The sequence below is a fragment of the Staphylococcus sp. HMSC062H10 genome, from assembly GCF_001836945.1.
GTDB lineage: Bacteria > Bacillota > Bacilli > Staphylococcales > Staphylococcaceae > Staphylococcus > Staphylococcus aureus.
On the sequence record NZ_KV830993.1, the window covers coordinates 69,813 to 84,951 of the forward strand.

Annotated in this window: 13 protein-coding genes; 5 read left to right on the plus strand and 8 right to left on the minus strand. The window is 30.7% G+C overall.

The genetic code is table 11. From position 1 onward, the window contains the following. Positions 1-170 precede the first annotated feature (170 nt). Entirely contained in the window at positions 171-1,340 is a 1,170-nt protein-coding gene (locus tag HMPREF2658_RS10960; RefSeq protein ID WP_000278556.1) for a nitrate/nitrite transporter, read from the plus strand. A gap of 107 nt (positions 1,341-1,447) precedes the next feature. On the opposite strand, the gene HMPREF2658_RS10965 is transcribed toward HMPREF2658_RS10960, so the two are convergent. Both HMPREF2658_RS10965 and HMPREF2658_RS10970 read right to left on the minus strand, forming a co-directional pair. Beyond that, on the minus strand, positions 1,448-1,876 hold the full coding sequence (locus HMPREF2658_RS10965) for an Hsp20 family protein (RefSeq protein ID WP_072460372.1): 429 nt from the start codon (positions 1,874-1,876) through the stop codon (positions 1,448-1,450). 215 nt (positions 1,877-2,091) lie between these two features. Then, positions 2,092-2,538 (minus strand): MarR family winged helix-turn-helix transcriptional regulator, encoded by a 447-nt coding sequence (locus tag HMPREF2658_RS10970; RefSeq protein WP_000289210.1) that lies wholly within the window; start codon positions 2,536-2,538, stop codon positions 2,092-2,094. Between the two features lie 395 nt (positions 2,539-2,933). On the opposite strand from HMPREF2658_RS10970, the gene HMPREF2658_RS10975 reads away from it, so the two are divergent. Further along, positions 2,934-3,299 (plus strand): DUF3139 domain-containing protein, encoded by a 366-nt coding sequence (locus HMPREF2658_RS10975; protein ID WP_000727537.1) that lies wholly within the window; start codon positions 2,934-2,936, stop codon positions 3,297-3,299. A gap of 181 nt (positions 3,300-3,480) precedes the next feature. Continuing rightward, a complete protein-coding gene (locus tag HMPREF2658_RS10980) occupies positions 3,481-4,758 on the plus strand; it encodes a cation:dicarboxylate symporter family transporter (RefSeq protein WP_001173164.1) in 1,278 nt (425 codons plus the stop codon). 377 nt (positions 4,759-5,135) lie between these two features. On the opposite strand, the gene HMPREF2658_RS10985 is transcribed toward HMPREF2658_RS10980, so the two are convergent. The 4 genes from HMPREF2658_RS10985 to HMPREF2658_RS11000 all read right to left on the minus strand — a co-directional run bounded on the left by HMPREF2658_RS10985 (position 5,136) and on the right by HMPREF2658_RS11000 (position 10,239). Next, positions 5,136-5,492 carry a DUF4889 domain-containing protein gene (locus HMPREF2658_RS10985; protein WP_000791211.1) on the minus strand — a complete coding sequence of 119 codons (357 nt, stop codon included), beginning with the start codon at positions 5,490-5,492 and terminating at the stop codon, positions 5,136-5,138. Positions 5,493-5,769: 277 nt separating this feature from the next. Then, positions 5,770-6,192: a pyridoxamine 5'-phosphate oxidase family protein gene (locus HMPREF2658_RS10990; protein WP_000071914.1), complete on the minus strand. Its 423-nt coding sequence runs from the start codon at positions 6,190-6,192 to the stop codon at positions 5,770-5,772. 70 nt (positions 6,193-6,262) lie between these two features. Next, the gene (gene rsp / locus HMPREF2658_RS10995) at positions 6,263-8,368 is read right to left on the minus strand and encodes an AraC family transcriptional regulator Rsp (protein WP_000128367.1); all 2,106 of its coding nucleotides are present in this window, start codon (positions 8,366-8,368) and stop codon (positions 6,263-6,265) included. A 1,487-nt stretch (positions 8,369-9,855) separates the two neighbouring features. Continuing rightward, positions 9,856-10,239, minus strand: coding sequence for a YbgA family protein (locus tag HMPREF2658_RS11000; protein ID WP_000664356.1), 384 nt, complete (start codon positions 10,237-10,239; stop codon positions 9,856-9,858). Between the two features lie 182 nt (positions 10,240-10,421). Between HMPREF2658_RS11000 and HMPREF2658_RS11005 the strand changes: the two genes are divergently transcribed. After that, positions 10,422-11,864: a sucrose-specific PTS transporter subunit IIBC gene (locus tag HMPREF2658_RS11005; RefSeq protein WP_001107110.1), complete on the plus strand. Its 1,443-nt coding sequence runs from the start codon at positions 10,422-10,424 to the stop codon at positions 11,862-11,864. 85 nt (positions 11,865-11,949) lie between these two features. Here the strand turns inward: HMPREF2658_RS11005 and HMPREF2658_RS11010 are convergent, their stop codons facing one another. Both HMPREF2658_RS11010 and HMPREF2658_RS11015 read right to left on the minus strand, forming a co-directional pair. Then, positions 11,950-12,894: a magnesium transporter CorA family protein gene (locus HMPREF2658_RS11010; protein ID WP_000633068.1), complete on the minus strand. Its 945-nt coding sequence runs from the start codon at positions 12,892-12,894 to the stop codon at positions 11,950-11,952. A 45-nt stretch (positions 12,895-12,939) separates the two neighbouring features. Next, positions 12,940-13,563 (minus strand): TetR/AcrR family transcriptional regulator, encoded by a 624-nt coding sequence (locus HMPREF2658_RS11015; RefSeq protein WP_000656768.1) that lies wholly within the window; start codon positions 13,561-13,563, stop codon positions 12,940-12,942. A gap of 160 nt (positions 13,564-13,723) precedes the next feature. Here HMPREF2658_RS11015 and HMPREF2658_RS11020 point away from each other — a divergent pair, with 160 nt between their 5' ends. Further along, positions 13,724-15,001, plus strand: a complete 1,278-nt coding sequence (locus HMPREF2658_RS11020; protein WP_001020020.1) for a YhgE/Pip domain-containing protein — start codon at positions 13,724-13,726, stop codon at positions 14,999-15,001. Positions 15,002-15,139: the final 138 nt, after the last annotated feature.

A 15,139-nucleotide genomic window follows, 5' to 3' on the forward strand; every position in this document is an offset into this window, starting at 1 on the left:
CCTTATGTTCACTTTTTCACAATCATAATAAAATATATATGTAGTCAATACTTTGTCTATATTGAATGCTTTCATATAAATGAATGCATGATTAAATAACATTGACCTCTAACATATAGGCAGAGTATTGATATCTATTAAAAAAAATGATTTTGGTGAAGGTGAAACGTATGTACAAAACAAAAGGTGGCTTTCAACTTACATTACAAACATTAAGTTTAGTGGTTGGATTTATGGCTTGGAGTATTATTGCTCCTTTAATGCCTTTTATTAAACAGGATGTCAATGTAACTGAAGGTCAAATATCAATCATTTTAGCGATACCAGTTATTTTGGGATCAGTGCTCCGTGTGCCGTTTGGTTATTTAACAAATATTGTTGGTGCTAAATGGGTATTCTTTACAAGTTTTATCGTATTGTTATTCCCGATATTTTTCTTGAGCCAAGCACAAACGCCGGGGATGTTAATGGCATCAGGATTTTTCCTTGGCGTAGGTGGCGCAATTTTCTCTGTTGGTGTTACATCAGTTCCTAAATATTTCCCTAAAGAAAAAGTAGGTCTAGCAAATGGTATTTATGGTATGGGGAATATCGGTACAGCAGTTTCTTCATTTTTAGCACCACCGATAGCGGGTATTATTGGTTGGCAAACAACAGTTAGAAGTTACTTAATTATTATCGCTTTATTTGCATTAATTATGTTCATTTTTGGTGACACACAAGAACGTAAAATTAAAGTGCCATTAATGGCCCAAATGAAAACATTATCTAAAAACTACAAATTATATTACTTAAGTTATTGGTATTTCATTACTTTTGGTGCTTTTGTTGCATTTGGTATTTTCTTACCTAACTACTTAGTAAATCATTTTGGAATTGACAAAGTAGATGCTGGTATTCGTTCAGGTGTATTCATTGCGCTGGCAACATTCTTGAGACCAATAGGAGGTATACTAGGTGATAAATTTAATGCAGTTAAAGTACTGATGATTGATTTTGTTATTATGATTATCGGTGCCGTTATTTTAGGTATTTCAGACCATATCGCATTATTTACTGTAGGTTGTTTAACAATAAGTATTTGTGCAGGTATTGGTAACGGCTTAATTTTTAAATTAGTACCATCATACTTCTCAAATGAAGCAGGATCAGCAAATGGTATCGTATCAATGATGGGTGGTTTAGGAGGATTCTTCCCACCGTTGGTCATCACATACGTAGCTAATTTAACAGGTTCAAGCCATTTAGCATTTATTTTCTTAGCGGTATTCGGATGCATTGCATTATTTACAATGCGCCATTTATATCAAAAAGAATATGGTTCATTGAAACACAGTTGATATGTAATACGAAGCATTCTTAAATTTAAATGACAAAGCCTTAATACCATGTGTAACGTTAGTAGCATGACATTAAGGCTTTAGTAATGTATTCATTTTAAATTTAACTAAGAAATTGGAATAGATGTTGATGAAGTAGTGTCATTGCTTGGTTTGATTTTAGGCAGGGTAATGGTTAATAGCCCATTTTCAAAACTAGCAGTAATATTTTGCTTATCAACAGCTTCAAAATCAAATTGGCGTATTAATGATTCGAAGTTTCGCTCATCTAAAATGAGTTTTCCGGATTTATATTTAGCACTTCTAGTAGCTTGAATAGTAAGCACATTATTATTGAAATCGATACTAATGTCTTCTTTATTTGCACCTGCTAGCTCAGCTTCTAAGTAATATAATTCGTCTGTTTCATATATATTCGTTACAAATGAAGGTGTTGCAAAGTAATTAAATACTTGTTTACCTAAATCTTTAAATGTATCACTTGGATTACCGTTAAAAAAGTTTTGATTCTCGAATTGATTGAAGTTCAATATCATCACTTCCATTATATAAATTTGTATTACAAAGTCATTATATGAGTAGAATAAAAAAAGATAAAGTAAAAGGGGGGATAAAAATGTTATAAATGGGTAGATTTGTGCCTGATAAGGAATCAGGGCAAAAGAACTGAGCATCGAGATTTATACAAGTAATAAAGATAATGAATAAACATAGCGATGCATACTTCTGCCCATCACCTTATGATAGGGAGTTACTTTTTGTCGGAATTGTCGAAATTTTTCGAAACAAAATTTCGCAAATTATGAACAATGTCTGATGCTTCTCGTTCTGAAATGTTGAATTCATTAAATACTTTAACAGAAATTTCAGCAAGAGGACTTTTTATTGCTTTACCTTGTTCTGTTAGAGAAATTTGTAGGTTTCTTTCATCTTTCTCTTCGCGTGTTCGAACAACGTAATCTTTCTTTTCTAATTTCTTTAGTAATGGTGTCAGTGTTCCAGAATCTAAGAATACACGTTCACCTAATTTTTTGATGTTAAGTTTTTCATCATTTTCAATCGCCATTAAAACAATGTAACCAGTATAGGTTAAATCATAATCCTTAAGATAGTTTGTGTATTTTTTAATTATTTCTTTTGAAGAAACATAAAATAAAAAACACAACTGTTTGCTAAGATAGCTGTTTTCTACATACATCCAATCACTCCTTGTTAAAATAAACAATATTATGAAGTGTAATAGTTGTCAAGTACTGATTTCATCGCAATTATCGAATTGTCTATAATTGAATTTAAATGTTAAATAATGCAAAACATATCAATATCTTAGTATTTTCATCGGTAATGACTGATATGACTGATTTTTTAAATTGAAAAAAATGTAATTGTATCATCCTTAATTGTTAAAAGTAGTCAATTATTTTGATAGATAGTAAAATGAAATTTGTTATTAAATTTTTTAAAAGCATCGTGTATGTAATTCGATTTCTATAATAATATTGAGAAGAAAAAATTGTTACAATCTGGTAAAAACTCTTTATTAAATAAATTGATTCGTTCATACTGAATAGATAAGCAAAAAGGAGTTACATAATGAAGAAGAAAAAAAACGCGATTAAAGTTATCATTATATTATTTATTTCATTAATTGTTGCTGTAGCATTTTTCTTTGGTCTGAAAACATATCAAGGCCATAAGAATATTCAACTTATTGACAGTTACTTGGAAGAGAAAAATCTAAAAGATAAAATTAAATCAGAAAAAACAGAGTATAGTGCTAAAAAAGGTCTCTTCTATAAGGAAGTTACGTTTAAAGATGAACCTGGTGTAACTTATGTTGTGCAACCAATCAGTACTAATAAAGGATTATTTGTTGAAGGCTTTGATACAGAGACTAAGAAAAGTTTGAAAACTGCAAAGCATAAATATTTCAATCAGAATTATAAACCATCAAAATAGTGAAACGTATAACTGGTGAAACAGTTTAGTGCCTGCAATTTTAATTATTTAAGGTAAACAGTTTTTGTATGGAAATTAGTGATTTTTGACATCTATAAAAGATAAATATTTTAATTTTTTATAGATAATTATCAATTTTCTGATATAATTGAGTGATGTCAGATGAAGGGGAGTTTGTACTATGGCTCTATTCAAGAGAAAAATTAGCCTACCTATGCAAGTAGTTATTGCATTAGTGTTAGGTGTTGTCGTAGGACTTTTATTATATGGACAAGAAAACGTAGCAAATTACATTAAACCATTTGGTGACGTATTTTTAAATTTAATTAAAATGATCGTTATACCAGTTGTATTTTGCTCACTAGCGCTTTCTATTTCGAACGTTGGGGAATCGAAAACTGTAGGGCGTTATGGCTGGAAAACAATTTTATACTTTGAAATTATTACAACAATCGCAATAGGTTTAGGGATTATCTTCGGTAACCTATTTAAACCAGGTGCTGGATTAGACCCAACAAAATTACCTAAAGGTGATATTTCTAAATATCAATCAACTGCACATGCAGCAGAACAATCTACATATGGAAATCATTTTATTGATACCATTGTACATATTATTCCGACAAACTTTTTTGAAGCTTTAAATAAGGGTGAATTATTACCTATTATCTTCTTCGCAGTATTCTTTGGATTAGGATTAGCTGCAGTAGGTAAAAAAGCAGAACCAGTTAAAGAATTTTTAAGCGGATCGCTTGAAGCTGTGTTCTGGATGATTAATAAAATTTTAAAATTAGCACCACTTGGAGTGTTTGCATTCATTTGTACTACAATTATTACATTTGGTGCATCAGCATTATTACCACTATTAAAATTAGTATTAGTTGTTGTCTTTGCAATGGTGTTCTTTGTATTCGCTATACTAGGACTAGTTGCATGGATGTGTGGTATTAATATCATGAATATTATTAGAATCTTGAAAAGTGAATTGCTTTTAGCATTTTCTACATCAAGTTCGGAAGCTGTTCTTCCTGTAATGATGAAGAAAATGGAAAACTTTGGTTCACCAAAAGATATTACATCCTTTGTTATACCGATTGGCTATACGTTTAACTTAGACGGATCAGCACTTTATCAATCTATTGCAGCATTATTCGTTGCACAGATGTATGGAATGCACTTAACATTATCAGAGCAAATTGTGTTGATGTTAACATTAATGATTACATCTAAAGGTATGGCGGCAGTACCAGGAACTTCAATCGTTGTTTTATTAACAACATTAGGTGCCATGGGCTTACCGGCACAAGGTTTAGCATTAATTATTGGTGTTGACCGTATTTTAGATATGGTTCGTACATGTGTAAACGTTATTGGTAACGCATTATCAACAATTGTTATTGCTAAATGGGAAAACGTATACGATAAAGCAAAAGGTCAAGAATATTTAAAATCAATTTAAAAAATACTATCTGACATTTAAAGCCCCTTACAACCTTCGGTTGTTAGGGGCTTTTATGCATGCGCTAAAGCGCAGGCGAACCGAAACGAAGGTACCTTTGGTTGTTAGGGGCTTTTATGCATGCGCTAAAGCGCAGGCGAACCGAAACGAAGGTACCTTCGGTTGTTAGGGGCTTTTATACATGCGCTAAAGCGCAGGCGAAACGAAGCGAAGGGACCTCTGGTTGTTAGGGGCTTTTATGCATGCGCAAAGCGCAGGCGAACCGGAAATAGATTGACACATTAATTCTTAAAAAGCAGCAGTAAGATAATTTTCAATTAGAAAACATCTTACTGCTGCTTTTAATATCTTATATAATACTCAAAATTAAAGCTTAATTAGTGTTTCATGTGCATTTTACCCATGTCATGAATTTTCATCATTAAACCATGTGGTACATCGTCATGATCAACTTTTTTTACTTTAACAATTTTATTAGAATCTGCTAATTTATAAACAATTACAAAATCACCTTTTTTAACTGAAACGTCTGCATCTGAAGGTAATTTAACGTTCTTCTCAATGCTTTCATCTTTTTCACTAATCATTTTTTCAATTGTAGCATTGTCTTTCATAATTCCATAATATGTATCTTTCTTTCCACCAGTCATCATCATGATTACTAGTACAATACATACAATCAACATGATGGCAATTAAACTAATACCAAGACCAAAACCTTTTTTATTTTTCACGGTTCATCAATCTCCTTAAATGTAGTTAATTCTGTTATACCTAAAAGTACAACAGTTTGCAAATGCAGTATTTATATTACATAAAATTAATTTAAAAAGACACACCTTAATCACAATAAATGTGAATAAAATGTGTCTAAAATATTGTTATATAATAAAAATATAGTTAAAAGTATTAAACGCTTTCAAAAGCGAAATATATATAAATAGGATACTGTTGAAATTTATAGCTAACATGTTCAATTGCTGGATAATTTTAAAGCCAAAAACTTACATATTATAAATCAATTTTAATAGGTGTTTCTAATGATTTATCATTCATTAGCTTAATGGATTGCGGAATTACTCTTAAAACACATAACTCTGGGTCTTCTTTTGAACTGAAAAAGCTTTTGTCTTGTGTTTCCCATAGCCAATCAATCACTTCTTGTTCTGTAACGATTTCGATTGTCGCTTCCATCTCAACGAAACTACGGTTAGTTGTGTCGTTATAGCCTAACAAAACATATGCTGCTGGATTATCTTTAATTTCTTTGACCTTAGCAGAATGGATATTCGTTTTAGTATATAAAGTAAGACCATCATTATAAAAGACCATATATCTGCTATTAGGTTTGTTATTATATGCAGTTGATAATACGCCGACTTTTGACGTCTCTAGCACGCCTCCAATTACTTGAATTGCTTGTGAGTTACTCATTACATATCATCTCCTTATGATATAAATAGCCTTTAACGTAAGAAACTAAACACAAGAGGACTGTTAGTATTTAACTTGGTTTAAAGCAAATATATTTAACCTCGTCGTGATTTAACTTGAGTTCAAATGTACGACCAGTTTCTTCTTGAACTGCAAGCTCCGTTTTAGGGTAATTCGTTTTGTCTAATTCATCTAGAATTTCTTTTTCTATATAGACAAGTTGATCGCTTGTTGGAAGCAAATGTTGAATTGAACCATGTTCATGATTCAATGTTTTAATAATCATCAAAGAGTCTTGAGGTAATTCATTATGGAAAATGAAGTCTTGTTTTACGTCTGACATATATCGGTCATTAATTTTATTGAATAATAAGAAATGGTAGTTATTATCTTTACGACTCAATACATAATTATTTGTAATTTCAATGTCTTCATTAACAAAAGGTCTAAACATTTTATATAAATGCATTAATGGTAGGGGGCTACCATATTTGTTGTACAAGGAAATATAATTTGAATGGTCATCTAATAATTGATAGCTAATGCCACCGCCATATCGTAATAATGCGATTAAGTGATACACTATGTCAGATAATTGAATTGGATTCTTACCATCATTAGTATATTTAAATCCGCTTACAGACAGGTTATTATATACAAATTGTGTTGATGATATACCTGAATCTAAAATAAATTTCTTATACTGTTCAAAATGAGTGTCAGTTTGATGATAGTGTTGGTTTTTAGTGATAAGATGTGTTGCAGTTTTTGAATTTTCAATATCAATAAAGTAATAATGGAATTTAAGACGCTGCATGACATCATAAACTTGTTCCACGGTTGAATAAGTTTCTAAAAAGCCATCGACTGTCACACTATATTTAATTTCTTTATTTTTGTTTTTAATTTTAAGATGACATAAATGAATTTCTTCTGCTGTCATAGAGTTAGAGCAAAATACGAGCATAAATTTAACTAATTTCTTGCTTGTCTTATAGTCTTGATTGCCTTGTAAAAATGTTAGTATTAATTGCTTCATCGTTTCGAATTGTTGTGTTGATTTAATAGCGATTGCTAAACCTATATTTTTTTCAAAAAGCTTTTCAAAACATCTATTTAACAGGTTGTAATTCGTTTGGCTAATCTCAATATCGTGAATATCGTCAATGAAAACGACAGGTTTTGGTAAGTGCTCAAAGTTAATATCGTAATATTCATTGAAAATAAATTGAAATAGTTCATTGAAATTACTAAATCGAACAAATACTTTGGCACGCTGACTTCGATCTTTTGGATTAAAATCATCTATATGAATATCTGTTGTATTTGTAGCCAGCTGAGCTGTTAAATCGATTGTTGAAATTAGCTCAGTGAATTGTGATACGTTATCTTGTTGGAAATGTATTTGTGGTGGTTCAGTAATCTTGGAAACGAGTGAACGGAACTGTTTAGGACTAAAATGCAAGTAATTCTTAAATTGATTTGCAAAATTTGTATGACTGTTAAAACCGGCCAATTCAGAAACAGTTGTAATAGAATGTTTTGTAGAAAGTAATAAATTGATGGCGTTAACAAGTTTAATACTTGTAAAATAATCTTTAAAATTCATACTCAAATATCGAACAAAAAGATTAGAACAATATGATTCAGAGATGTTGCAATGCATCGCTATATCTTTTAAAGACAAGTGCGCATCAATATTGTCATGAATATAGTTTACACAGTCTATAAACACCGGATTGCTTAAAGCAATATTTGGTAAATATTCATGATCTATTCTTATAAAAGCTTCTTTAAGTAAAGTGTCAATAATACTTTGACCTATATTTTTACCCATTAAAGAAGAACTTGTTGGTGTACTGATTAAATCGGCAATTAATGACTTAATATAATTACTTGATTGTAATAAATGACGATCTAAATAACCATTAAAGAAATCATCATCTTGTTGATAAAAATAAAAAACGGGTATCATTAATTCGATTATATTTTCGCCGTGGTTAATATTATAAATATCACCATGGTTAATTAAGATAATATAATTACTTACGTCTTTGGTTTCACCATTAATCGTAATATTGAGTTTACTTGTAAGTGAAAATAGCACCATAATATTATTAATATTACGACTTGGTATTGTCGATAATGTATGATGTATTTTAAGTTGGCATGTCATATTTCTCTCTCCTGCCTAATATATATTGAAATCTATCATTTAAATGTAAAACATGGAAATTTTTAAAATCATGGATAGTATACCTATTATAGTTGAATATTTTTGAAAAGGTAATAGTGAAAAATAAAAGAAATTAATGAAAACTCCTAGGAAAACGCTTGTTTTTATGCATTGTGCACAATATAAAAGTAAAATTAGAAAGATAGCAAGCAAAATTTGGAAATTTTCGATAGAGTCTAATTAAATTATTTGGTGCATAATTAATATAGATTTCAAACCTATGTATTTCATAAAACAATACATAGCCATTTTGAACTAACTTGCTAATCTTTTATTGATATTCAACTATGTTATAAAAAAAGCAAATTGACCAAAATGGAAGTTTGAATCAAAAAACATTAAATGTACCCATGACTTAAATTTTATCGCCATTATTTAAGTTTGGACATACACTTTTGTCATCAAACGCTGAAAATTAGTACGATTGAAATCACTTCTTGTTATAAAAATTCTTAGTAGCCCTGTTACAAAATATTCGCTACAAATTATTCAAATCAACAACAATAACCATCAACTAAGAAATTTTAAACAATCTACTAAAAAATAAAGCGTTTAAAAGTTCTGTTTAGAAAACATCAAGATAAGTATAAACATCTAGAAAAGTGAACATCTAAGAAAATCCATCTAGTTATTGCCGTAACAATTAGAATAATCATTTGAAAAAGTGCATTAGACAACGAAATTCACCATCAAGATAATGAAGCAACAAGAAACAGCACACATCAATGAATTAACACCTTAGATTCATCATGAGAAAATGCATGGCACAACTAGATTTACCATCAAGATAATTCTTAAGCAGCGAAGAATTAACATCTAGAAATGCATAAACATCTTAGATTTTACATCAAGAGATGCGATAACTATAAACAACTAGAAACGGCACCAAGATAGTGCAACAACAAAGAATCAGCATCTTGAAATCGCACTAACATCTAAGAATCAACATCAAGTATTATATTAACATCATAGATAACTTCATCAAGACAGGCATCCACATCTAAGAAACTCATCTAGAATAGCTAACACCTAACATCAAAGAATATTCATCAAGAACAGTATCTAACAGAACTTTTTGACTATATATGAATTAATTATGTTACTAGCTAAATCATCTATTATTAACTTTCACACTCAATTTCTACATCTAATATCAATTTATTAACAATAGAATTAGCAGCAACAAGATATTACTTAAAATTACTCCCCCGAATTTAAAATATAAACAATGTAATAATTAAGGGTATAAATTGATTTATGCTGTAACTAATTAAATGTGTATGGTATCTTCTAACATCATGAAACGCATTTTAATATAGATATGTACATTTAAACCTTGAGAGATAGATTATAGTAAACTTTAGTACAAAGTATGAATTGCTGAACTCCAATGACTACTATTTGTCCGTTACAACTAAAGTTTCAATCTATCTCTTTCTTTTTGTGTTTAAAACACGACTTTGTAGTAAATATTGAACATCATATTTATTAGCAAGTTCTGCTAAAAAATCTAATAAAGTTTGGGTGTCGATTTTACCATTAATAAAATCAGCTTTAAGTAGTTTTGATTGTTGTCTTTCTTCTTCATTCGCACATTTTTTAAAATATCCCCACATATGATCAAAAGCATTACATACACTTCCTATACTCGGTTCAATTAACAAAGCATCATCAATCATTTGTTGGACTTGATGAAGTGATAAATTCTTTTTTAAAGCATTCCTTATCATTTGGTAAGACTGTTGACTGTGTAACAATACATGATATTTTTCTTCACGCCAAAGCTGTTCGATATGGCCACGTTCTTTCATAAAATTACCTCCGATAATTAATGTTAATATACATGCATGTAGTATAGCAATAAAAATGAATGCGCTATCAAAAGTGATGTAATTGTTTATATAAAATGATAATAGAGTGTTGCAAATATTTTTGGAACCGGTTACAATAAAGTGGAATAAATGGAACCGGTTCTAATTAGGAGGCTAAATATATGAATTATAAGCAATCCGCAGAAGATATTTTGAACGCGATAGGCGGAGAAGAGAATTTAGATGCAATGGCGCATTGTGCAACGAGACTACGATTAGTTTTAAATGATGAAAGTTTAGTAAATGAAGAGGCGCTAAACAATATGGATGTAGTTAAAGGGACATTTTCTACTGGGGGACAATACCAAATTATTATTGGGTCTGGTACAGTCAATAAAGTATTTAGTGAACTGGAAAAATTAACTGGAAAAGAAGCATCAACCACTTCGGAAGTCAAAGCACAATCTGCTAAAAATATGAATCCGTTACAGCGATTTGTAAAAATGCTGTCAGATATCTTTGTTCCGATTATACCAGCCATCGTTGCTGGTGGTTTATTAATGGGGTTAAATAACATTTTGACTGCGAAAGATTTATTCTTTTCAGGTAAATCATTGATAGATGTATATAGTCAATTTGCTGGATTAGCTGAAATGATAAATGTTTTTGCGAATGCACCATTTACATTATTACCAATTTTAATTGGATTTAGTGCAGCAAAACGTTTTGGTGGCAATCCGTTTTTAGGTGCTGCATTAGGTATGATATTGGTTCATCCATCGCTAATGAGCGCATACGATTTCCCAAAAGCAGTTGAAGCAGGTAAGGCTATTCCATATTGGGATGTATTTGGTTTGCATATTAATCAAGTAGGTTATCAAGGACAAGTGTTACCTATGCTTGTAGCAGCTTATATCTTAGCCTCAATTGAAAAAGGGTTACGCAAAGTTATTCCAACGGTGTTAGATAATTTGTTAACACCATTGTTATCTATTTTTATAACAGCATTTCTAACATTTTCATTTGTAGGTCCAATCACTCGACAATTAGGTTACTGGTTATCAGATGGTTTAACATGGCTTTATGAATTTGGTGGTGCAATTGGTGGATTAATATTCGGATTATTGTATGCTCCAATTGTTATTACAGGTATGCATCATAGCTTTATAGCTGTAGAAACGACATTAATTGCAGATGCCACTAAAACGGGTGGATCATTTATATTCCCGATTGCGACAATGTCTAATGTTGCACAAGGTGGTGCAGCAATTGCAGCGTTCTTTATTATTAAACAAAATAAGAAGTTAAAAGGTGTGGCATCTGCCGCAGGTATTTCAGCATTACTTGGTATTACAGAACCGGCTATGTTTGGTGTTAACTTAAAACTAAGATATCCATTTATTGGCGCTATCGTTGGATCAGGTATTGGTTCAGCATATATTGCTTTCTTCAAGGTTAAAGCAATCGCATTAGGAACTGCTGGATTGCCTGGATTTATCTCAATCAATCCAGTACATGCAGGATGGTTACATTACTTTGTTGGTATGACAATATCATTCATCGTTGCCATAACAGTTACTTTAATTTTATCGAAAAGAAAAGCAAATAAAAAAGTTGTAGAATAAAAAAATAGGTATGACAGTAATCAAAGTATCAGTCATTGCAAATGCAATAGGATGAAACTTTAAGCTGTCATACCTTTTAATTTAGTTATAATTTCTGTTTTCGCCATAAGAAAATACTAACAATTACGACAAGAATTAATGAAATACCTACCACAATAATCCAAGATATATAACTATGGTCATCAATTGGCAACGGCACATTCATACCGAAGAAACTAAATACGAGCGTTGGTAACGTTAATAGTACCGTGAAAAGTGTTAATGTCTTCATAATCGTATTCATATCATTAGATAATAAGGAAGCGTATGATGTTGTGATACTTTCTAAGATACGTTGATGTAATTCTGTTGTTTCGATGGCTTGGTTATTTTCAATGATTAAATCTTCTAGTAATTCTTCATCTTCTTCAAAACGTTTAATTGCAGGTAAACGGAATAATTTTTTAATAATTGTATCGTTACCTTTTAAGGCAGCTAAAAAGTATACTAAACTTTTTTCAACTTCCATTAATTTGAAAAGTTGTTTGTTAGTAATGTTATTTTTTAGTTCTTTCTCAATACGAATTCTACTTTTATTAAGTAATCGTAAGTTACGATTATAATGGTCGGCAATAGTAGTTAAAATTTCTAATGCAAATCTGCTGTGAAATTTTAAATTAATATCACGCTTAGGTAAATTTTCTAAAAATTCATTTTCAGCGTCACAAACTGTTACGATAATACCGTTGCCAATAATAATGCCTAATGGAATCGTTACAAAAGATAGAACGCTACGATTAGTTGAATTGACGATAGGTAAATCAATAATGATTAATGAGTAACCAGTATCTTCGTCATATTCAATACGGGAACTTTCTTCTGAGTCCAAAGGGTCACGTATAAAGTCTTCAGGTATATTATATTGTTCCATAAGATTTTCAATTTCTTCTCGGTCTGGTTCTACTACATTAATCCATGACGCTGTATGATCTAATGGTGTTTTTATAATATGTTTATCTATATCTTCAGAATGTCTGAATGAAGTAATCATGATATATAGTTCCTTTCTAAAGGATTTAGGAAAAGCGAGTATTACTTAAGTTAGTGAATCAAGGTTTGATTTATGCAAACGGTTTTCTGCCATTATTCTTAATGGACCATTAAAAACAATATTATGCACATGTTTAGCTAATTCATCAACTGAAATGGGCTGTTTGTCCATTACCCAGTATTTAATAATTGAAATTGTTGCTCCGGAAACGTAACTGTAAAAATACATCTCTGGAATGCCTCCGATAGAATGATTGATACTAATATAACGTTGCATATTATTTTTAATATGTTCGTTGATTTTCAATTCTAATTGACTCGTGCGTTCCAATTGTAAAATAGTATGATAAAACTCTAAATTATCATGAATATGCTGGAAAATATTTTTGAGTATATTATTTACAAAAGTATTCGCAATGTCTTCAATTGAAGAACCGCGTAACAAATCAAATTGAGTATATGTCGTTAGTTCTGAAATATACTCATCTTCCATATCTGCGAGTAACATATATTTATCCTCGTAATGTAAGTAAAATGTCCCTCTATTGATATCAGCGCGTGTTGTTATGTCGCGAATGGTAATCTTTTCTAAATCTTTTTCTTGTAGTAATTTAGTGAACGCTTGTTTAATGGAGGACTTTGTCTTTCTAATTCGCCTATCTTCTTTCAAAAATAAATCAACCTCCTTGTGTTATTGAACAATGTGGGTGTATTTGTCTATTAATAAACGTATTGATGAACATTGTGTATTGTTTATTCCCACTTACATATTATAATAGACAACATGCGAAATATTCAACACATTGTCTAATAAGGAGGTAATTAATAAAATGAATATATTTAAAAATAAATTATTATGGATTGCACCAATAGCAACTATGATTATCTTGGTAATTTTTTCTTTAGCTTTTTATCCTGCATATAACCCTAAACCAAAAGATTTACCAATTGGTATATTAAACGAAGATAAAGGTACAACGATTCAAGATAAAAATGTTAACATTGGTAAAAAATTAGAGGATAAATTATTAGATAGTGATTCTAATAAAATTAAATGGGTTAAGGTTGATAGTGAAAAAGATCTTGAAAAAGATTTGAAAGATCAAAAAATCTTTGGAGTAGCTATTATTGATAAAGACTTTTCAAAAGATGCTATGAGTAAAACACAAAAAGTAGTTATGGATAGTAAAAAAGAAGAAATGCAACAAAAAGTTGCTTCAGGTGAAATTCCACCACAAGTAGTTCAACAAATGAAACAAAAAATGGGGAATCAACAAGTAGAGGTTAAGCAGGCTAAATTTAAAACGATTGTAAGTGAAGGATCAAGCTTACAAGGTTCACAAATTGCATCAGCTGTGTTAACTGGTATGGGTGATAATATTAATGCTCAAATTACGAAGCAAAGTTTGGAAACATTAACGAGTCAAAATGTTAAAGTCAATGCCGCGGACATCAATGGTTTGACGAATCCAGTGAAAGTGGATAATGAAAAACTTAATAAAGTTAAAGATCACCAAGCAGGTGGTAATGCACCATTCCTAATGTTTATGCCAATTTGGATAGGTTCAATCGTAACGTCTATCTTATTGTTCTTTGCGTTTAGAACTAGTAACAATATCGTCGTGCAACATCGTATCATTGCTTCAATTGGACAAATGATATTTGCAGTTGTTGCAGCATTTGCAGGTAGCTTCGTTTATATTTATTTCATGCAAGGCGTTCAAGGATTTGATTTTGACCATCCAAATCGTGTCGCAATTTTTGTAGCACTTGCGATTCTTGGTTTCGTGGGCCTTATTTTAGGTGTTATGGTATGGCTAGGTATGAAGTCAATTCCAATTTTCTTCATTTTAATGTTCTTTAGTATGCAACTTGTAACGTTACCTAAACAAATGTTGCCTGAAAGTTATCAAAAATATGTATATGATTGGAATCCATTCACACACTATGCAACAAGTGTAAGAGAACTATTGTACTTGAATCATCATATTGAATTAAATAGTACAATGTGGATGTTTATAGGGTTTATGATTTTTGGCGCTGTATCAAGTTTAGTTTCAGCTATTGTTAGAAAACATAGCACAAAACGTACTGAAGTGCCGTCATAATTTAATAAATAGGACTATAGCTATACAAGACGTTTGTAGCGAGCGTCATGGTATAGCTATTTTATTTGTATAGCACTTGATGTAAAGTTATTTTAGCTGTCATACTGTGTGCTAAACCAAATTCAGTTGTGTCACATC

Coding starts and splice junctions, on each gene's coding strand:
- HMPREF2658_RS10960 (WP_000278556.1), top strand. CDS start 171: ATGTACAAAACAAAAGGTGGCTTTCAACTTACATTACAAACATTAAGT.
- HMPREF2658_RS10965 (WP_072460372.1), bottom strand. CDS start 1,876: ATGATATTGAACTTCAATCAATTCGAGAATCAAAACTTTTTTAACGGT.
- HMPREF2658_RS10970 (WP_000289210.1), bottom strand. CDS start 2,538: ATGTATGTAGAAAACAGCTATCTTAGCAAACAGTTGTGTTTTTTATTT.
- HMPREF2658_RS10975 (WP_000727537.1), top strand. CDS start 2,934: ATGAAGAAGAAAAAAAACGCGATTAAAGTTATCATTATATTATTTATT.
- HMPREF2658_RS10980 (WP_001173164.1), top strand. CDS start 3,481: ATGGCTCTATTCAAGAGAAAAATTAGCCTACCTATGCAAGTAGTTATT.
- HMPREF2658_RS10990 (WP_000071914.1), bottom strand. CDS start 6,192: ATGAGTAACTCACAAGCAATTCAAGTAATTGGAGGCGTGCTAGAGACG.
- rsp (WP_000128367.1), bottom strand. CDS start 8,368: ATGACATGCCAACTTAAAATACATCATACATTATCGACAATACCAAGT.
- HMPREF2658_RS11000 (WP_000664356.1), bottom strand. CDS start 10,239: ATGAAAGAACGTGGCCATATCGAACAGCTTTGGCGTGAAGAAAAATAT.
- HMPREF2658_RS11005 (WP_001107110.1), top strand. CDS start 10,422: ATGAATTATAAGCAATCCGCAGAAGATATTTTGAACGCGATAGGCGGA.
- HMPREF2658_RS11010 (WP_000633068.1), bottom strand. CDS start 12,894: ATGATTACTTCATTCAGACATTCTGAAGATATAGATAAACATATTATA.
- HMPREF2658_RS11020 (WP_001020020.1), top strand. CDS start 13,724: ATGAATATATTTAAAAATAAATTATTATGGATTGCACCAATAGCAACT.